Consider the following 18,268-nt stretch of genomic DNA (forward strand, 5'->3'; position numbering starts at 1 on the left):
GCCCCCTCGGGGGGCAGCGACCACACGAAGTGAGGGAGCGTGGGGGCCCCAGGCCGGCGCCGGGCCGCCCCAAGGCGGCCTGCGGCCCCCTCGGGGGGCAGCGACCACACGAAGTGAGGGAGCGTGGGGGCCCTGTTTATTCGTGCTTGAAGTCAGGCGTGCGCTTGGCCAGGAAGGCGTCCATGCCTTCCTTCTGGTCGGCGGTGGCGAACAGCGCGTGGAACAGCCGGCGCTCGAACATCACGCCATCGGACAGCCCGCTCTCGAAGGCCCGGTTGATCGATTCCTTCGCCGCCATCACCGCGACCTGCGAGAAGTTCGCGATCACCAGCGCGGCGCCGAGTGCTTCCTCGGCGAGCTTTTCGAAAGGCACGATGCGGCTCACCAGCCCGGCGCGCTCGGCCTCGGTCGCGTCCATCATGCGGGCGGTCAGGGCCATGTCCATGGCCTTCGACTTGCCCACTGCGCGCGGCAGGCGCTGGGTGCCGCCGGCGCCCGGAATCACGCCGATCTTGATCTCGGGCTGGCCGAACCTCGCGTTGTCGGCCGCGATGATGAAGTCGCACATCATCGCGAGTTCGCAGCCGCCGCCCAGCGCGAAGCCGCTCACGGCGGCGATCACCGGCTTGCGGATCTGGCGGATCGTTTCCCAGTTGCGCGTGATGTAGTCGCCCTTGTAAACATCGAGGAAGCTGTACTTCGCCATCGCCGCGATGTCGGCCCCGGCCGCGAAGGCCCGCTCGCTGCCGGTCAGGATGATGCAGCCGATCGCCGGGTCGGCGTCGAAGGCCTTGAGCGCCTGGCCCAGCTCGGTCATCAGCGCATCGTTGAGGGCGTTCAGCGCCTTCGGGCGGTTCAGCGTGACGATGCCGACTTTCTCGGCCTCGATGCGCACTTCGATGTTCTCGTAGCTCATGCGTGTCTCCTTGGAACGAACAAATGGTGGGGTGGTGTGCCGGCTATCGCGGATGCAGCCAGGCCGCGATCTTCGCCGGATCCTGGGCGAACAGGCGCCAGGTCGTGACGTTGGCGGGCAGGCTCAGCGGCAGGCGCAGCAGGCGGCGATCGCGCGCCACGAGGGCCGTCGCCTTTCGCAGCGGGCCGAGGTAGAGCGCGAGATCGTCGAGCCGCGCCAGGCGCCAGGCCTGGGCCGGCCGGCCCTTGGCCGCGGGCAGCTCGATGCCGATCCATTCGTCGTTGGCCGAGAAGCCCGCCTGTTCGGCGGCACCGCCGCGCAGCACCACCTTGACCTGCACGCTGCCACCGGTCTCGGCGACGCGCAGGCCGAGTTCCTGCGCGCGCTGGGCCGGGTCGTCGAGCGCCGCCACACCGTGCAGGCGCAGCAGGTCGGACAAGGGCAGTTCGTCGGTCGAATGGACCCAGCTCGCAATTTCCCTGGCGAACGATCGCCCGCCGACCGCCTCGAGCGCGGCGGCGACATCGGCTTCGGCGATCGGACCGCCGTCGCTCTCTTTCCACAGCAGGCGCATCACGTCGTCGAGCGAGCCCTTGCGCTCGCTGCGCAGCGTGAGGTCGAAGCACATCGCGACCAGCGCGCCCTTGGTGTAGTAGCTCACCGTCGAGTTGGGCGTCTGCTCGTCCTGGCGGTAGTACTTGATCCAGGCGTCGAAGCTGGCCTCGGCCACCGATTGCACCCGCCGGCCCGGCGTCTGCAGCACCTGGTTGATGGTCTTGTTGATGAGCCGCAGGTAGGCGGCGTCGTCGATGCAGCCGGCCCGGCGCAGCAGCAGGTCATCGTAGTAGCTGGTGAAGCCCTCGAACAGCCACAGCAACTGCGTGTAGTTCTCGCGCCCGTAGTCGTAGCGCGCGAATTCGGCGGGCCGCAGCCGCTTCACGTTCCAGGTGTGGAAATACTCGTGGCTGACCAGGCCGAGCAGCGTGGTGTAGCCCTCGGACTGCTTCCTGGCGCCGAGTTGCGGCAGGTCGCGCCGGGTGCAGATCAGCACCGTCGAGCGGCGGTGCTCGAGCCCGCCATAGCCGTCGTCGACCGCGTTGAGCATGAACACGTAGCGGTCGTGCGGCGGCTTCGGCCCGCCGCGCTTGCCGACCTTGTCGCCGTGCCAGAAGCGCATTTGCGTCTCGCAGATGGCGCGCGTGTCGGCAATCAGCCGCTCGCCGTCGAAGGAGGCCGGAGCGCCGGCGACCACGAAGCGGTGCGGCACGCCGCAGACCTCGAAATCCTCGCTCCAGAACGGCCCCATCTCGACCGGGCTGTCGGCCAGGTCGTCGTAGCTGGCGGCCAGGTAGCTGCCGAAGCCCTGGCGGTCGACCTTGGTCGGCTGCAGCGCGGTGGCGCAGGACCAGCGCGCGCCGTCGGCGATCAGAGGCGGCGCCACCACTTCGAGCGCGTGCGGCGCGTCGACATGGCCCTCGACCTGCAGGCACAGGCTGGTGCCGTTGAAGAAGCCGCGGTCGGCGTCCAGCCAGGCGGTGCGCACCGAGTTGTCGTAGGCACAGACCTCGTAGCGCAGCACCAGCGGCTTGCCGGGCGTGCAGGCGATGTCCCAGGTGCACTTGTCGTGTTGCCGCACGGCCAGCTTGCGCCGCCCCTGAAGCGCCCGCAACTGCTGCAGGTTCTTCGAGAACTCGCGCAGCAGGTAGCTGCCCGGGATCCAGGCCGCGAGCGCCACGCGCTGCAGCTCGGCGGGCGCCGCGATGGTCAGCGTGACCGCGAACAGGTGCGCCTTGCGGTCCGCGCACTCGACGCGGCAGTGGATGGCCGGCGTGGCCATCAATTGAGCGCGGAGAGCTGCTTCTCGACCTGCGCGGCCGGGATCGCGCCGGGGGTGCGTGTGCCGTCGCTGAAGATCAGCGTCGGCGTGCCGGTGATGTTGTACTTCTGGCCGAATTCGCGGTTGCGCGTGAGCGCGGCGGTGTCGCACTCGGCGGCCGCGGGCGCGACGCCCCGCTGCATCCAGTCGTCCCAGGTCTTCGCCTTGTCCTTGGCGCACCAGATGTTGCGCGACTTGACGACCGAATCGGGTCCCAGCACCGGATAGAGGAAGAGCTGGATCGTGACGTTGTCGACCTTGGTCAGGTCGCGCTCGAACTGCTTGCAGTAGCCGCAGTTCGGGTCCGCGAACACCGCCAGCCGGCGCTTGCCGTTGCCGCGCACGATCTTGATGGCGTCCTTCATCGGCAGTTTGTCGAAGGCCACCTGGCTGAGCTTCTCGACCCGTTCCTCGGTCAGGTTGCGGCGCTCCTTGACGTCGATCAGGTTGCCCTGCAGCAGGTAATTGCCTTGCTCGTCGGTGTAGAAGATCTCGAAGCCGTTGACCCGCACTTCATAGAGGCCGGGGATCGGCGCCTTCGTGACCTCGTCGATCTTGGCGAACTGCGGGATGCGCTCGGCCAGGTTCTTGCGGATCTCGGCTTCGCCGGCCGTCGCGGTCAGTGCCGAGCCGAACGTGAGGACCGCCAGCGCGGCAAAGAGGGGACGCAGGGGATGCTTCATGGTGGTGTTCCGGGGATTCAACGCAGGCCCATGGCCTGGCGCGCGATCCAGTTCTTGATGAGCCGTGTGCGGTCGAAGCCGCGCATGCCCCAGTTGCGCAGCGTCGGCAGGGGGTCGGCGCTGTGGGCGAAGAGCTGCTGAAGGCCGTCGGTGGCGAGGCTCATCGACAGCACGGCGGTGCGGCGTTCACGTTCGTAGCGGCGCAGCAGCCGGGCGTCGCCCACGCTGCGCCAGTAGTCGCGGGTGCGGATCAGCTCGGCCAGCGCGGCGACGTCGGCCAGGCCGAGGTTGAGTCCCTGGCCGGCCAGCGGATGCACCGTGTGGGCGGCATCGCCCGCCAGGGCCCAGGCCGAGCCGTCGCCGAAGGCGCCGGTCCAGCGGTCGGCGATGGCGCGCTGCAGCGGCCAGGCGGCGCGTTCGCTGGCGAGCCTGAGCGCGCCCAGCGCATTGTGGCTGGCCTCGCGCAGGGAGGCGCTGAACGCGTCGTCCGACTGCGCGAGCAGGGCCGGTGCCCGGAACTGGTCGACCGACCAGACGAGGGCGAGCGAGCGGGGCGTATCGCCCAGCGGCAGCAGTGCCAGCACCTCGCCCTTGTCGTTGAACCACTGGCGCGCGGTGCCGTCGTGCGGCTGATCGGCCTCGAGCCGGGCCGCGATCGCGTGCTGGGCGTAGCGCGTGACTTCGTAGCCGACGCCGAGCGCCTCGCGGGTGGTGCTGATGCGGCCTTCGCAGACGACCGTCAGCGCTGCCGGCACGGGTGCGGTCACGACCTCGATCCGGGACTGGAAGCGCACGGCGTCACCCAGTTGCCGTTCGAGCGCGGGCACGTCGACGATCCAGGCCAGCGCATCGACCTTCTGGCGCAAGGCGGAGAACTGCACCCGCCCGCCTTCGTCGCCGTGCACCACCATCTCGCGCACCGGCGTGGCATACGCCGACTCGGGCCAGGCGCGCAGCGATTCGAGCAGGGACTTCGAGGCGGCGTTGAGCGCGTAGGCGCGCACGTCCGGTCCGGCCGGCGCCGCGGCCGGCGCCACCAGCGCCACGCGCACTCTTTCGCGCGCCAGCAAGAGCGCCAGCGTACGGCCGACGATGCCGGCGCCGCGAATGCAAACTTCGGGGGGAAGGGCCATCGGGCCATTGTAAGGATGTGGCTTCGCTACTTCGCGTCGATCGCCACCCCCGGAGGGGGCGGCTGGCCGGTGCCGCACAATCTTCGGTCAGCCACAAGGACCCGACCGTGAACGCCTCCGATTTCGACCTCCAAGCCACCATCGCCCGCCTGTTCGTCTATCCGGTCAAGTCCTGCGCCGGCGTCGAACTCGACGAGGCCCTGCTGATCGAGACCGGCCTGGAGTTCGACCGCGCCTGGATGGTGGTCGACGCCGCGGGCGAATTCGTGAGCCAGCGCGAGCTTCCCCGCATGGCGCTGATCCGGCCGCAGTTCAAGCAGTCCGAGATGGTGCTGCGGGCGCCGGGCATGCTGGCGCTGCACATCGCCTTCGACCGGGTCGAGCAGCCGACCCGCGTCAAGGTCTGGAAGGACGAGGTGGCGGCCTACGACATGGGCGATATCGCGGCCCAGTGGTTCAGTGACTTCCTGTCGGAACCGGGCCGGCCGCGGCCATTGCGCATGGTGAGGTCCGATCCCGAGCAGCAGCGGCTGTCGAGCCTGAAATGGACCGGGGGCGTCGAGGCCCCGAACCAGTTCGCCGACGGATTCCCGCTGCTGGTGGCGAGTGAGGGCTCGCTCGCGGAGCTGAATGCAAAGCTGGTCGCCGCCGGCCATGCGGCCGTCGGTATCGAGCGCTTTCGCCCCAACATCGTGCTGGCCGGCATCCAGGCGCACGACGAGGACCGGGTCGACACGATGCACGTCGCCACCGCCGAGGGCGAGGTCCTGATGCGTCCGGTCAAGCCCTGCGCGCGCTGTCCGATCCCGGACATCGACCCGCAGAGCGCGGTCAGCAGCCCCGAGGTGGGCGACATGCTGCGCACCTACCGCGCCGATCCGCGGGTCGACGGGGCCATCACTTTCGGCATGAACGCGATCGTGCTGCAGGGGGTCGAACATGCCCTCAGAGTCGGCCAGCCGGTAGGCGCCAACCTGCGTTTCGAGTGAAAAACGTAGCCCCCAACGCTGCGTCACTGCGTTACTCGCTGCCCCCCGAAGGGGGCCGCAGGCCGCCTTGGGGGCGGCCCGGCGCCGGCCTGGTGCGCCGGGCGCCTAAAATACCCGGTTCCCCCCAGCATTCTGAAAGCACCCGCCATGAGCCTCCAGTGCGGCATCGTCGGCCTGCCCAACGTCGGCAAGTCCACTCTCTTCAATGCCTTGACCAAGGCAGGCATCGCGGCCGAGAACTATCCCTTTTGCACCATCGAGCCCAATGTGGGCGTGGTCGAGGTGCCGGATCCGCGGCTCGACGCGTTGAGCGAGATCGTCAAGCCCGAGCGCGTGGTGCCTGCGATCGTCGAGTTCGTCGACATCGCGGGCCTGGTGGCCGGTGCCAGCCAGGGCGAAGGCCTGGGCAACCAGTTCCTGGCCCACATCCGCGAGACCGACGCGATCGTCAACGTGGTGCGCTGCTTCGAGGACGACAACGTGATCCACGTGGCCGGCAAGGTCGATCCGATTTCCGACATCGAGGTGATCCAGACCGAGCTCTGCCTGGCCGACCTGTCGACGGTCGAGAAGGCGCTGCATCGCCACACCAAGACCGCGCGTTCGGGCGACAAGGAAGCCATCAAGCTGGTGGCGCTGCTCGAGAAGTGCCAGGCTTCGCTGAACGAGAACAAGCCGGTGCGCTCGATCGAGTTCAGCAAGGAAGACAAGCCGCTGGTCAAGCAGTTCTCGCTGATCACAGCCAAGCCCGCGATGTTCGTCGGCAACGTCGCCGAGGACGGCTTCGAGAACAACCCCTTCCTCGATCGCCTGCGCGAATACGCCGCGGCGCAGAACGCGCCGGTGGTGGCCATCTGCGCCAAGATCGAGGCCGAGCTGGCCGACATGGACGACGAGGACCGCACAATGTTCCTGGCCGAGATCGGTCAGGAGGAGCCGGGCCTGAACCGCCTGATCCGCGCCGCCTACACGCTGCTGGGCCTGCAGACCTACTTCACGGCCGGCGTCAAGGAAGTGCGCGCCTGGACCATCCACACCGGCGATACCGGCCCCCAGGCTGCCGGCGTGATTCACACCGATTTCGAGAAGGGCTACATCCGCGCCCAGACCATCGCCTTCAACGACTTCATCGCCTACAAGGGCGAGCAGGGCGCAAAGGACGCGGGCAAGATGCGCGCGGAAGGCAAGGAATACGTCGTCAAGGATGGCGACGTGATGAACTTCCTGTTCAGCTCCTGAACCCGCGCCATGATCACCGTCCACCACCTCGAGAACTCGCGCTCGCAGCGCGTGCTCTGGCTGCTCGAGGAACTCGAACTGCCCTACGAGGTGGTGCGCTATCAGCGCGATCCGAAGACGATGCTGGCGCCGCCCACGCTCAAGGCGGTGCATCCGCTGGGCAAGTCGCCGGTGGTGACCACCGATGAAGGTCTGACGCTGGCCGAATCCGGCGCGATCATCGAGACCCTGATCGAGCGCGAGGGCAAGGGCCGCCTCGCACCCGCGGCCGGCAGCCCCGAAGTCTTGCGCTATCGCTACTGGCTGCACTACGCGGAAGGCTCGGCCATGCCCCCGCTGCTGCTCAAGCTGATGTTCGATCGGATCGAGAAGTCGAAGATGCCTTTCTTCGCCAAGCCGATCGCCCGGGCCATTGCAGACAAGGCCCGGGCCGCATTCATCCTGCCGAACCTCAAGACCCACCTCGACTTCATGGAAGGCGAACTCGGCAGGAGCGCGTGGTTCGCGGGCGATGCGTTCACCGGCGCCGACATCCAGATGAGCTTCCCGGTGGAAGCCGCCCGGGCCCGTGGCGGGCTCGATGCTTCGCGGCCGAAGCTGATGGCCTGGCTCGAGCGCATCCATGCGCGGCCGGCCTACCGGCGCGCGCTGGAGCGCGGCGGCCCCTACGGGCTCTTGTCCTGAATTCGGTGCCGGTTCAGTTCGGCCAGATATAAAGCAGCGCCACCGTCATCGTGACGTAGCGGGCGAACTTGCCGATGGCCATGTAGAAGACGCAGGGCCAGAACGACAGCTTGAGCCAGCCGGCGACCGCGCACAGCGGGTCGCCGACGACCGGCAGCCAGGCCAGCAGGCAGGCCTTGGGCCCGAGCCGCTCCAGCCACCCCAGCACGCGCAGATGGTGCTTGGAGTGCGAATACTTGTCGGCCACCTTGTGGGCGCCGTAGCCCATCCACCAGTCGACGATCCCGCCCAGGGTGTTGCCGGCGGTGGCGACCGCGATAGCCGCCCAGAACATGTCGGGATTGAGCTTGAGCAGCCCGAACAGCACCGGCTCCGAACCCACCGGCAGCAGCGTTGCCGACACGAAGGCGGCAATGAACACCGTGCTGAGGCCGTATTGCGGAAGCGCCAGAAGCGCCAGGAGGGAGTCGAGCCAGGCTTGCATGTGTGCGCGAAGTATAGGAACCAGACCGGCCCGGGCATCGGCAAGATCACTGATGGGTACCTTCGCCGATGGATGCGGGAGTGCAAATCGTTTCAGCCGAAGGAGCGGCGCGCCGCTACAATCGTGCCTCATTTTTCAGCAGCCCGGCGCGTGCCAATTTCCCCCATGACCCTGCAGATCGGCCACATCGCGCTGGACAACAGCCTGTTCGTCGCCCCCATGGCGGGTGTCACGGACCGGCCGTTCCGCATGCTGTGCCGCGAACTCGGCGCCGGCTATGCAGTGAGCGAGATGGTCACTTCGCGCAAGGAACTGTGGGGCACGCTGAAGACCTCGCGACGGGCCAACCACGAGGGCGAGCCCGGCCCCATTTCGGTGCAGATCGCAGGCACCGACGCGGCCATGATGTCCGAGGCCGCCGAATACAACATCGACCGCGGCGCGCAGATCATCGACATCAACATGGGCTGCCCGGCCAAGAAGGTCTGCAACAAATGGGCCGGGTCGGCACTGATGCGCGACGAACCGCTGGCGCTCGAGATCGTCGAAGCCGTGGTGCGTGCTGCGCTGCCGCACCGGGTGCCGGTGACACTCAAGATGCGCACCGGCTGGAGCGAAGACCGTCGCAACGCGGTGACGCTGGCACGGCGCTTCGAGGCGGCCGGCGTGCAGATGCTCACGGTGCACGGCCGCACGCGCGAGCAAGGCTACAAGGGCCAGGCCGAATACGACACCATCGCCGCGGTCAAGGCCGCCGTGCGCATCCCGGTGGTCGCCAACGGCGACATCGCATCGCCCGAGAAGGCGCGCGACGTGCTGGCGGCGACCGGGGCCGATGCGGTGATGGTCGGGCGCGCGGCGCAGGGCCGGCCGTGGATCTTTCGCGAGATCGCGCACTTCCTGGCGACCGGCACGCACCTGGCGCCGCCGCTGGTGGCCGAGGTGCGGCGCCTGATGCTGGATCACCTGCAGCAGCACTACGCGCTCTACGGCGACTACAGCGGCGTGCGCACGGCGCGCAAGCACATCGGCTGGTATGTGCGGGCGCTGCCGGGCGGCGAGGCGTTCCGCAGCGAGATGAACCTGATCGAGGACTGCGATGCGCAACTGCGCGCGGTGGCCGCATTCTTCGACGCGCTGGCGCAACGCATGGACCGCATTCCGCCGGCCTCGGCGGACGACACGCTCGAACCGCTTGATGCGCAGTCGGCCGACGCGATCGCATGACGCCGAAGCGAACACGAGAGAAGGCTGAGAACGAGGAGAAGAAGAGAAGGCCATGAGCAAGAAACACATCGAAGACTGCGTACGCAGCAGCCTGGACAGCTATTTCCGCGACCTGCGCGGCACCGAACCCGACGGCATGTACGAGATGCTGGTGCGGGTCGTCGAGAAACCCCTGCTCGACGTCGTGATGACACGCGCCGAGGGCAACCAATCCAAGGCCGCGCAATGGCTCGGCCTCAACCGAAACACGCTGCGCAAGAAGCTGGTCGAACACAAACTGTTGAAGTAATCCTGATGAACGCACTGATCTCCGTATCCGACAAGACCGGCATCCTCGAATTCGCCCAGGCGCTGCACGCGCTGGGCATCCAGCTGCTGTCCACCGGCGGCACCGCCAAGCTGCTGGCCGATGCCGGCCTGCCCGTGACCGAAGTGGCCGACCACACCGGCTTCCCCGAGATGCTCGACGGCCGCGTCAAGACCCTGCACCCCAAGGTGCACGGCGGCTTGCTGGCGCGGCGCGACCTGCCGGCGCACATGGCGGCGTTGAAGGAGCACGGCATCGCCACCATCGACCTGCTGGTGGTGAACCTCTATCCGTTCGAGGCCACGGTCGCCAAGCCCGGCTGCACGCTCGAGGATGCGATCGAGAACATCGACATCGGCGGCCCCGCGATGGTGCGCAGCGCGGCCAAGAACTGGAAGGACGTCGGCGTGCTGACCGATGCGTCTCAGTACGGCCCCGCGCTGGCCGAACTCAAGGCCGACGGCAAGCTCAGCGACAAGACCAAGTTTGCTTTCTCGGTGGCCGCGTTCAACCGCATCAGCCAGTACGACGGCGCGATCAGCGACTATCTCTCGCGCATCCAGGAGGACGGCGCCCATGCGCTGTTCCCGGCCCAGAGCAACGGCCGCTTCGTCAAGCTGCAGGACCTGCGCTACGGCGAGAACCCGCACCAGCAGGCCGCGTTCTACCGCGACCTGTATCCGGCGCCGGGCTCGCTGGTGACGGCCAAGCAGCTGCAGGGCAAGGAGCTCAGCTACAACAACATTGCCGACGCCGATGCGGCCTGGGAATGCGTGAAGAGCTTCGAAACGCCGGCCTGCGTGATCGTGAAACATGCGAACCCCTGCGGCGTTGCCACCGGGAAAGACCCGCTCGAGGCCTACAGCAAGGCCTTCAAGACCGATCCGACCTCGGCCTTCGGCGGCATCATTGCCTTCAACCGGCCGATGGACCGTGCCGCCGCCGAAGTGGTCAGCAAGCAGTTCGTCGAAGTGCTGATGGCGCCGGGCTATTCGGCCGAAGCGCTGGAGGTGTTCAAGAGCAAGGTCAACGTGCGCATCCTCGAGATCGCGCTGCCGCCGGGCGGCAAGACCGACTGGGACAACGGCCGCAATGCCGTCGACGTCAAGCGCATCGGCTCGGGCCTGCTGATGCAGACCGCCGACAACCGCGAGCTGTCCATCGACGAGCTCAAGGTCGTGAGCAAGAAGCAGCCGACGCCGCAGCAGCTGCAGGACCTGCTGTTCGCCTGGAAGGTCGCCAAGTTCGTCAAGAGCAATGCGATCGTGTTCTGTGCCGACGGCATGACCATGGGCGTCGGCGCCGGCCAGATGAGCCGGCTCGACTCGGCGCGCATCGCCAGCATCAAGGCCCAGCACGCGAACCTGTCGCTGGCCGGCACCGCGGTCGCGAGCGACGCCTTCTTCCCGTTCCGCGACGGCCTCGACGTGGTGGTCGATGCCGGCGCCACGTCGGTCATCCAGCCGGGCGGCTCGATGCGCGACCAGGAAGTGATCGACGCGGCCGACGAGCGCGGCGTGGTGATGGTGCTATCGGGCGTTCGCCACTTCCGTCATTAGTCAGCTCGCCCCCAGGTTGGCTCACTTCGTGTAGCCGCCCACCCCCTACCGGGGGCGCAGTCCGCGGCCCGGCGAAGCCGGTTCCGCGACTGCCCACCAACAGGCGGGCGCTGCGCGCCGCCGTGGAACAACACCGCGCCGGGTTGCTGTTGGCCGGCGCAGCCAGGCCCGTTGGTGAAACGCCGCGGAACCGGCTTTGCCGGGCCGCTGGTGTTGGGGGTGGGAGGGCTACACGAAGTGAGCCCGACCTGGGGGCGAGCCTATTCCGAAAAGCGGTACTTCAGCTGGAAGCTGATGGCGCCGTAGAGCTTGTCCTTGATGCTGGGGATGATCGCGATGTTCAGTCCCCAGTGCCTGCCCTCGATCGCCGCGGTCGGGATCAGGGCCGGGAACCAGCCGCCGTTGTTGGTCATCTGGTAGCCGTCGAAGCCGCCCACCACGGCGCCGAGCTTCACGCCGTGGAATTCGAAAGGCATCACGTAGAGGCCGATGTAGTGCGAGCGGTCGCGGTCGCTGTTGCGGAAGGCGCCGGCCGTGAGCGAAAAGGTCTTGTCGATCGGCCACTCGATGCCGATGCCCGGATTGAAGTCTTCCAGTCCCTTGTTGCGATCGAAATGCAGCGAATAGAAGCCCGGGTTGATCCAGACCTGGCTGATGTCGGCCTGGGCCAGTGCCGGGCCGGGCAGCAGCAGGCTCGCGCCTGCCAGGAGCGAAGGCAGCTTCACGGCGCCTACAGCGTCTTGAAGATCTGGCGTGCCGCCTCGACGGTGGCGGCGATGTCGTCCTCGCCGTGCGCGGCGCTCACGAAGCCCGCCTCGTACAGCGCCGGCGCGATGTACACGCCACGGTCCAGCAGGCCATGGAACAGCTGGTTGAACTTTGCGCCGTCGCTCTTCATCACGGCCGTGTAGTTCTGCGGCAGCGCATCGAGCAGGAAAAAGCCGAACATGCCGCCTTCGCTGTCGACGCTGAACGGCACGCCTTCGGCGTCTGCCGCAGCCTTCAGCCCGGCGACCAGCGAGCGTGTCTTCTTCGACAAGGCTTCATAGAAGCCCGGCTTGGCGATTTCGTGGAGGGTCGCAAGGCCGCAGGCGGTCGCCACCGGATTGCCCGAGAGCGTCCCGGCCTGGTACACCGGCCCCATCGGTGCGAGTTGTTCCATGATCGCGCGTGGTCCGCCGAAGGCCGCCAGCGGCATGCCGCCGCCGATCACCTTGCCGAGCACCGTCAGGTCGGGCGTGACGCCGAGCACGCCCTGGGCGCCTCGCAGGCCGACGCGAAATCCGGTCATCACCTCATCGAACACCAGCAGCGCGCCGTGCTGCGTGCACAGCTCGCGGCAGCGCTTGGCGAAGGCCGCGCTGGCGCGCACGAAGTTCATGTTGCCGGCGATCGCCTCGATCATCAGGCAGGCGATCTCGTGGCCGTGCAGCGCGAAGGCTTCCTCGAGCTGCGCGAGATTGTTGTACTCGAGCACCAGGGTGTGCTGCACCACTTCGGGCGGCACGCCGGCCGAGGTCGGATTGCCGAAGGTCGCCAGGCCCGAGCCGGCCTTGACCAGCAGCGCGTCGGCGTGGCCGTGGTAGCAGCCCTCGAACTTGATGATGTATTTGCGGCCGGTGGCGCCGCGAGCCAGGCGCAGCGCGCTCATTGCGGCCTCGGTGCCCGAGCTCACGAGGCGCACCATCTCCATCGAGGGCACCAGCGCGAGGATGGCTTCGGCGAGTTCGATCTCGCGCTCGGTCGGAGCGCCGAAGGAAAACCCCTCGGTGACGGCGCGCTGCACCGCCTCGACCACCGCGGGGTGGCCATGGCCGAGGATCATCGGCCCCCAGGAACCGATGTAGTCGATGTAGCGCTTGCCGTCGGCATCCCAGAAGTAGGCGCCCTGCGCGCGCTTCACGAAGCGCGGCGTGCCGCCGACCGCCTTGAAGGCCCGCACGGGCGAATTGACGCCCCCGGGAATGACGGCGCGCGCGCGCTCGAAGAGGATCTCGTTCTGGTTAGTGGCGTTCATGGCATTTGCGTTCATTGTTCATGTGCGATCAGGTTCGGCGCGGCCGGCGCAGCCAGGCCCGTTGGTGAAACACCGCGGAACCGGCTCCGCCGGGCCGCTGGTGTTGCCCCCGGTAGGGGGTGGGAGGGCTACACGCAGTGAGCCCGACCTGGGGGCGAGCTAGTGTCGAGTGTCGTGCGGAGGAAGGGCGAAGTCGGTCGGCGACGCGAGGTCGTCATTGTCGTCGTCGTCGTCCTCCGGCTGGGCCCAGAACAGCCGATCGGGCAGCACGTGGCCCATGCCGGGGCGAAAGCCCGCGTCGAGGCAGCGGTCCATGTAGCTCAGGGCCTCGCTGGTGGCGGCGACCAGATCGGTGCCGCTCGCGAGCAACGCCGACAGCGCGGCCGACAGGGTGTCGCCGGCGCCCGCGAACACGGCATCGAGCCGCTCGAATTTTTCGCTCGCGAGCACCGACTGCGGCGAGGCCAGCACGTTGTCGATGAACTGGTCGGGCAGCACCAGCCCGGTGACCAGCGTGTACGGCACGCCGTACTCGCTCGCCGCCTTGGCGATGTCGCGCGCCGTCGGCGGCCGCTCGCCGCTCCAGTCGGGCAGGAGCCAGCGCCAGAGCGTGCTGTGGTTGCCCACCAGCACCGTGGTCTGCGGCAGCACCAGTTCGCGAAAGGCGTCGAGGTAGGCCTCGATCTGGCTGTCCTCCCACCACGAAAGGTTCGGCATGTAGGCCACCACCGGCACTTCGGGATAGTCGGTCGCGGTCTCGGCCACCGTGCTGAGGTTCTCGGGCGAGCCGACGAATCCGACCTTGATCAGCTGCACCTCCACGTCCTCGAGGATCGAGCGCGCCTGCTCGGCGACGGCCTCTTCGTCGAAGCTGAAATGGTCGAAGATCTCCGCCGTGTCGCGCGCGTAGGCGCCTGTGACCACCGCCAGCATGTGGGCGCCGACCGAGGCCATGGCGAGCGCGTCGCCGCCCAGGCCGCCGGCGCCGCTCGGATCGCTCGCATTGAAGACCAGCACACAGGGCGGATTCAAATCAGCTTCCGCCGCGCTCTCTTCGTCCGAGGGGTCGGTAAGATCGCTGATTTTGCGATCGTGCTCTGGTGGTAGTAAGTAAGTTTTCATACTCGAATCAGGGCTCACCAGATGGTGGCATATCTGAGACGCTTGTCACGTGAATAGTTGATACGTTTGGATACGATCGTTGCATTTGATGAACAGGGACCTTAAGCTGCGATGAATACGAAAACCTGGATGTGCCTGATTTGTGGGTGGATCTATGACGAATCGGTGGGCGTGCCAGAGGATGGTATTGCGGCCGGTACGGCCTGGGCCGATGTTCCGATGAACTGGACCTGTCCGGAGTGCGGGGCGCGCAAGGAAGACTTCGAAATGGTTGAGATCTGAAGCATGGCATAGGGCCGCGCTTCTTGCGCTCCCGAGGGGGCGCAGTTACACCCGGGTGTCACACGAGGAGCGGTTCGAATGAGCGCGAATGGATCTGGTTACAAGGTGCTTGTCATCGACGACAGCAACACCATTCGGCGCAGCGCCGAGATCTTCCTGAAGCAGGGCGGCCATGAAGTCCTGCTCGCCGAGGACGGCTTCGATGCGCTGTCCAAGGTCAACGACCACAAGCCCCATCTGATCTTCTGCGACATCCTGATGCCGCGGCTCGACGGTTATCAGACGTGCGCCATCATCAAGCGCAACGCCACCTTTTCCAATGTCCCGGTCGTGATGCTGTCCTCGAAGGACGGCGTCTTCGACAAGGCGCGCGGCCGTATGGTCGGCTCCCAGGACTACCTCACCAAACCTTTCACCAAGGACCAGCTGCTCCACGCCGTGCAGCAGTTCGGTCTCGTCCAGGAAACGCAGTAATGGCGATTCGCAAAGTGCTCGTGGTCGACGATTCCAAGACCGAACTCGTGTTCCTGACCGACCTGCTCCAGAAGAACGGCTTCTCGGTCAAGACGGCGGAGAACGCGGATGACGCGATGCGCCGGCTCGAAGAGGAGCAGCCCGACCTGATCCTGATGGATGTCGTGATGCCGGGGCAGAACGGCTTCCAGCTCACGCGCGCCATCGCCCGCAATCCGCAGTACGCGGCCGTGCCGATCATCCTGTGCACCAGCAAGAACCAGGAAACTGATCGCGTGTGGGGCATGCGCCAGGGTGCCCGCGACTACATCGTCAAGCCGGTGAACGCCGCCGAGCTGATGGCCAAGATCAGCGCCCTGGCCTGATCGAGCTCCCTGCCGCCCATGGCCAACCGCGACGCTCTCCGCGCTTTCCAGTCCCGGCTCGCCAGCCGCCTGCAGGCGGCGCGCACCTCGGACGTGTCCGCATCCTGGCTTGCCGTGGAGGCGGGCGAATCGAACTATCTGTTCCCGCTCGGCCACGCCGGCGAGATCTTTCCCTGGGTGGCCCCGCAGTCCGTGCCCTACACCGCGCCCTGGTTCCTGGGCGTAGCCAACCTGCGCGGCGGCCTCTACGGCGTGGTCCAGCTGTCGAGCTTCGCCGGCGGCGCGGCCACGGCACCCGTGGTGAACGACGCGGCCCGCGCGCAATCGCGGCTGGTGGCGCTCAACGAAATGCTGGACGTCAACTGCGCCTTGCTGATCGACCGCCTGGTCGGACTGCGCGGCGTGGAAGCCTTCGTCGCCTCGGAGGCGCCACAGGGCGACGCGCCGCCCTGGTTCGGGAATTCGTACACCGACGCTGCCGGAGGGCGCTGGCAGGAAATCAACCTGCAGGCGCTTTCGCAGCAACCCCAGTTTTTGAGCATCGGCGCCTGAGCGGCCTGCCGAGCACCGACTACAACCTGAAGGACCGACCGTGAGCTCGATCGCCGACAAGTTCAAGAATCTCCTGCCCCAAGGTGGCAACAGCGTCACCGTGGGCGCCGACAGCGCAGCCACCCTGTCGCTGGACAGCATCGAAACCGTGCAGACGGGCGACGACAGGGCCGAGCCGGTGCGGCGCGATGCCATGCCGGAGCCCGAGGCCTCGCCGGCGGCGGCCGATGCCGCGCTGCAGAGCGCGCAGGAGATGCCGCCGGCCGACGGTTCCGGCGCCGTGCCGCCGCCGGTCGCGACACGATCGCGGCGATCGCGACGATCCAGCCCGGCGCGCCAGCAGCGGATCCTCGCGCTGGCGCTGGCGGGCGTGGTGCTGCTGCTGCTGCTGGTGGCCGGCTCCGCCATCCTGCGTGCCGAACGCCTGGCGCAGCAGGTGGCGGCCACCGGCCAGTCGCTGATGCAGTCGCAGCGACTCGCCAAGTCGGTGTCGCAGGCGCTGGTCGGCAACGTCGCCGCCTTCGTCGAAGTGCGCGACAGCGCGGACGACCTGACCCGCCGCGTGCAGGGCCTGACCCACGGCGACGATGCCCTCAAGCTGGAGCGCGCGGGCAGCCAGTACGACGCCGAGCTCGGCAAGATCGGCCCGCTGGTCGAGCGGGCCGACAAGAATGCCAAGGCCGTGCTCGCCCAGCAGAAGATCCTGACCCAGGTCGGCACCGCGCTGCGCGACATCAATCGCCAGTCCTCGGACCTGCTCGAGATGGCCGAGACCGTGGCTTCCCTGAAGATGCAGCAGAACGCGACCATCCCGGAAATCTCCGCCGCCGGCCAACTGGTGATGCTGACGCAGCGCATCGGCAAGTCGGCCAACGAGTTCCTGACGGTCGAGGGCGTGAGCCCGGACGCCGTGTTCCTGCTCGGCAAGGACCTGAACAGCTTCCAGGAAATCACCCGCGGCCTGCTCGACGGCAGCCCGCAGCAGCGCCTGCCGGGCACGCGCGACGCGCAGACGCGCCAGCAGCTCGAAGCCATCCTGAAGACCTACGAATCGACCCGGACCCAAGCCGGCGCCATCCTGGGCAACCTGCAGGGCCTGGTGGCGGCGCGCGAGGCGCAAGCCGCCATCCTGGCCGACAGCGAACCGCTGCGCACCGCGCTCGGCGACCTGCAGGAAAAGCTCTCGGCCCGCACCGGCCTCGGCGCCGGCACGGTGGTGATGCTGTTCGTGCTGTCGCTGGCCGCCCTGGCGCTGGCCGGCGCGATCGGTTTCGTGCAGGTGCGCGAAGGCCGCGAGCGTGCCGCCGCGGCGGAGCGCGATCGGGTCGAGGCCGAGCGCGTGAGCGAGGACGCGAGCCGCGTCAACGCTGCCAACCAGGCCGCCATTCTGCGATTGATGAACGAACTGCAGACGGTGGCCGAAGGCGACCTGACGCAGGAAGCCACGGTGACCGAGGACATCACCGGCGCCATCGCCGACTCGGTGAACTACACGGTGGAAGAGCTTCGCCTGCTGGTGGGCAACGTGCAGAACACGGCGACCCGCGTGGCGCAGACCACCTCTCAGGTGGAAAGCACCTCGACCGAACTGCTGGCGGCCTCGACCGAACAGCTGCGCGAGATCCGCGAGACCGGCCAGTCGGTGCTGACCATGGCCGAGCGAATCAACGGCGTGTCCTCGCAGGCGCAGGAATCGGCCACGGTGGCGCGGCAATCGCTGCAGGCCGCTTCGTCGGGCCTGCAGGCGGTGCAGAACGCGATCGGCGGCATGAACTCGATCCGCGACCAGATCCAGGAGACCTCCAAGCGCATCAAGCGCCTGGGCGAGTCCTCGCAGGAGATCGGCGAAATCACCGAGCTGATCTCGGACATTACCGAACAGACCAACGTGCTGGCGCTCAACGCCGCCATCCAGGCCGCGTCGGCCGGCGAAGCCGGTCGCGGCTTCTCGGTGGTGGCGGAAGAAGTGCAGCGCCTGGCCGAACGCTCGGCCGACGCCACGCGCCAGATATCGGCGCTGGTGAAGGCGATTCAGACCGACACCCAGGATGCGGTGGGCGCCATGGAGCGTTCCACGCAGGGCGTGGTGGAGGGCGCGAAGCTGTCCGACAACGCCGGCACCGCGCTGTCGGAGATCGACCGCGTGTCGCGCCGGCTGGCCGAACTGATCGAGCAGATCTCGCAGTCCGCCTCCCGCGAAGCCGATTCGGCCAACGTGGTGGCCGCGAACATCCAGCACATCTTCGCCGTGACGGAGCAGACCGGCGAGGGCACGCGGACCACCGCGCAGCAGGTTCGCGAACTCTCGCACATGGCCGAGGAACTGCGTCAGTCCGTGTCTCGTTTCAAGATTGCCTGA

19 protein-coding genes are annotated in these 18,268 nt (G+C 67.6%); 11 read left to right on the top strand and 8 right to left on the bottom strand.

What is annotated here, in order from left to right; translation table 11 throughout:
- Positions 1–136 precede the first annotated feature (136 nt).
- The 4 genes from AC1DYK_RS13055 to AC1DYK_RS13070 are packed head-to-tail and all read right to left on the bottom strand — an operon-like array spanning position 137 to position 4,608.
- Positions 137–916 carry an enoyl-CoA hydratase gene (locus AC1DYK_RS13055; protein ID WP_478166706.1) on the bottom strand — a complete coding sequence of 260 codons (780 nt, stop codon included), beginning with the start codon at positions 914–916 and terminating at the stop codon, positions 137–139.
- Positions 917–959: 43 nt separating this feature from the next.
- Positions 960–2,753: a M61 family metallopeptidase gene (locus AC1DYK_RS13060; RefSeq protein WP_478166707.1), complete on the bottom strand. Its 1,794-nt coding sequence runs from the start codon at positions 2,751–2,753 to the stop codon at positions 960–962.
- A complete protein-coding gene (locus AC1DYK_RS13065; RefSeq protein WP_478166708.1) occupies positions 2,753–3,475 on the bottom strand; it encodes a DsbC family protein in 723 nt (240 codons plus the stop codon). The genes AC1DYK_RS13060 and AC1DYK_RS13065 overlap by 1 nt, the downstream gene beginning before the upstream one ends.
- 17 nt (positions 3,476–3,492) lie before the next feature.
- A complete protein-coding gene (locus AC1DYK_RS13070; protein WP_478166709.1) occupies positions 3,493–4,608 on the bottom strand; it encodes an FAD-dependent monooxygenase in 1,116 nt (371 codons plus the stop codon).
- 107 nt (positions 4,609–4,715) lie between these two features.
- Between AC1DYK_RS13070 and AC1DYK_RS13075 the strand changes: the two genes are divergently transcribed.
- From AC1DYK_RS13075 to AC1DYK_RS13085, 3 genes are all read left to right on the top strand, one after another.
- Entirely contained in the window at positions 4,716–5,597 is an 882-nt protein-coding gene (locus AC1DYK_RS13075; RefSeq protein WP_478166710.1) for an MOSC domain-containing protein, read from the top strand.
- Between the two features lie 147 nt (positions 5,598–5,744).
- Positions 5,745–6,836 carry a redox-regulated ATPase YchF gene (gene ychF / locus AC1DYK_RS13080; RefSeq protein WP_478166711.1) on the top strand — a complete coding sequence of 364 codons (1,092 nt, stop codon included), beginning with the start codon at positions 5,745–5,747 and terminating at the stop codon, positions 6,834–6,836.
- A gap of 9 nt (positions 6,837–6,845) precedes the next feature.
- Positions 6,846–7,520, top strand: a complete 675-nt coding sequence (locus AC1DYK_RS13085) for a glutathione S-transferase (RefSeq protein WP_478166712.1) — start codon at positions 6,846–6,848, stop codon at positions 7,518–7,520.
- 13 nt (positions 7,521–7,533) lie between these two features.
- Here the strand turns inward: AC1DYK_RS13085 and AC1DYK_RS13090 are convergent, their stop codons facing one another.
- Complete coding sequence (locus AC1DYK_RS13090) at positions 7,534–8,004, bottom strand: YqaA family protein (protein WP_478166713.1); 471 nt, start codon at positions 8,002–8,004, stop codon at positions 7,534–7,536.
- A 165-nt stretch (positions 8,005–8,169) separates the two neighbouring features.
- Here AC1DYK_RS13090 and dusB point away from each other — a divergent pair, with 165 nt between their 5' ends.
- From dusB to purH, 3 genes are read left to right on the top strand one after another with little or no spacing between them, the layout of a single operon-like run.
- Positions 8,170–9,231 carry a tRNA dihydrouridine synthase DusB gene (gene dusB / locus AC1DYK_RS13095; protein WP_478089345.1) on the top strand — a complete coding sequence of 354 codons (1,062 nt, stop codon included), beginning with the start codon at positions 8,170–8,172 and terminating at the stop codon, positions 9,229–9,231.
- Between the two features lie 52 nt (positions 9,232–9,283).
- On the top strand, positions 9,284–9,520 hold the full coding sequence (locus AC1DYK_RS13100) for a Fis family transcriptional regulator (protein WP_028249493.1): 237 nt from the start codon (positions 9,284–9,286) through the stop codon (positions 9,518–9,520).
- Complete coding sequence (gene purH / locus AC1DYK_RS13105) at positions 9,520–11,097, top strand: bifunctional phosphoribosylaminoimidazolecarboxamide formyltransferase/IMP cyclohydrolase (protein ID WP_478166808.1); 1,578 nt, start codon at positions 9,520–9,522, stop codon at positions 11,095–11,097. The genes AC1DYK_RS13100 and purH overlap by 1 nt, the downstream gene beginning before the upstream one ends.
- Before the next feature lie 260 nt (positions 11,098–11,357).
- On the opposite strand, the gene AC1DYK_RS13110 is transcribed toward purH, so the two are convergent.
- From AC1DYK_RS13110 to thiD, 3 genes are all read right to left on the bottom strand, one after another.
- The gene (locus AC1DYK_RS13110; protein WP_478166714.1) at positions 11,358–11,822 is read right to left on the bottom strand and encodes a hypothetical protein; all 465 of its coding nucleotides are present in this window, start codon (positions 11,820–11,822) and stop codon (positions 11,358–11,360) included.
- A gap of 5 nt (positions 11,823–11,827) precedes the next feature.
- Entirely contained in the window at positions 11,828–13,114 is a 1,287-nt protein-coding gene (gene hemL, locus AC1DYK_RS13115; protein ID WP_478166715.1) for a glutamate-1-semialdehyde 2,1-aminomutase, read from the bottom strand.
- 159 nt (positions 13,115–13,273) lie between these two features.
- Positions 13,274–14,236, bottom strand: coding sequence for a bifunctional hydroxymethylpyrimidine kinase/phosphomethylpyrimidine kinase (gene thiD, locus AC1DYK_RS13120; RefSeq protein WP_478166716.1), 963 nt, complete (start codon positions 14,234–14,236; stop codon positions 13,274–13,276).
- A 111-nt stretch (positions 14,237–14,347) separates the two neighbouring features.
- Here thiD and AC1DYK_RS13125 point away from each other — a divergent pair, with 111 nt between their 5' ends.
- The 5 genes from AC1DYK_RS13125 (at position 14,348) to AC1DYK_RS13145 (ending at position 18,268) form a co-directional block, all read left to right on the top strand.
- Positions 14,348–14,518: a rubredoxin gene (locus tag AC1DYK_RS13125; protein ID WP_081781356.1), complete on the top strand. Its 171-nt coding sequence runs from the start codon at positions 14,348–14,350 to the stop codon at positions 14,516–14,518.
- Between the two features lie 78 nt (positions 14,519–14,596).
- Positions 14,597–14,992 carry a response regulator gene (locus AC1DYK_RS13130; RefSeq protein WP_442283671.1) on the top strand — a complete coding sequence of 132 codons (396 nt, stop codon included), beginning with the start codon at positions 14,597–14,599 and terminating at the stop codon, positions 14,990–14,992.
- Complete coding sequence (locus tag AC1DYK_RS13135) at positions 14,992–15,357, top strand: response regulator transcription factor (RefSeq protein WP_028249487.1); 366 nt, start codon at positions 14,992–14,994, stop codon at positions 15,355–15,357. Before AC1DYK_RS13130 ends, AC1DYK_RS13135 begins: the two co-directional genes overlap by 1 nt.
- Before the next feature lie 18 nt (positions 15,358–15,375).
- Entirely contained in the window at positions 15,376–15,909 is a 534-nt protein-coding gene (locus AC1DYK_RS13140; RefSeq protein WP_478166717.1) for a chemotaxis protein CheW, read from the top strand.
- A gap of 193 nt (positions 15,910–16,102) precedes the next feature.
- Positions 16,103–18,268, top strand: a complete 2,166-nt coding sequence (locus AC1DYK_RS13145; protein ID WP_478166809.1) for a methyl-accepting chemotaxis protein — start codon at positions 16,103–16,105, stop codon at positions 18,266–18,268.

Source organism: Variovorax sp. P2_H12, assembly GCF_056403395.1.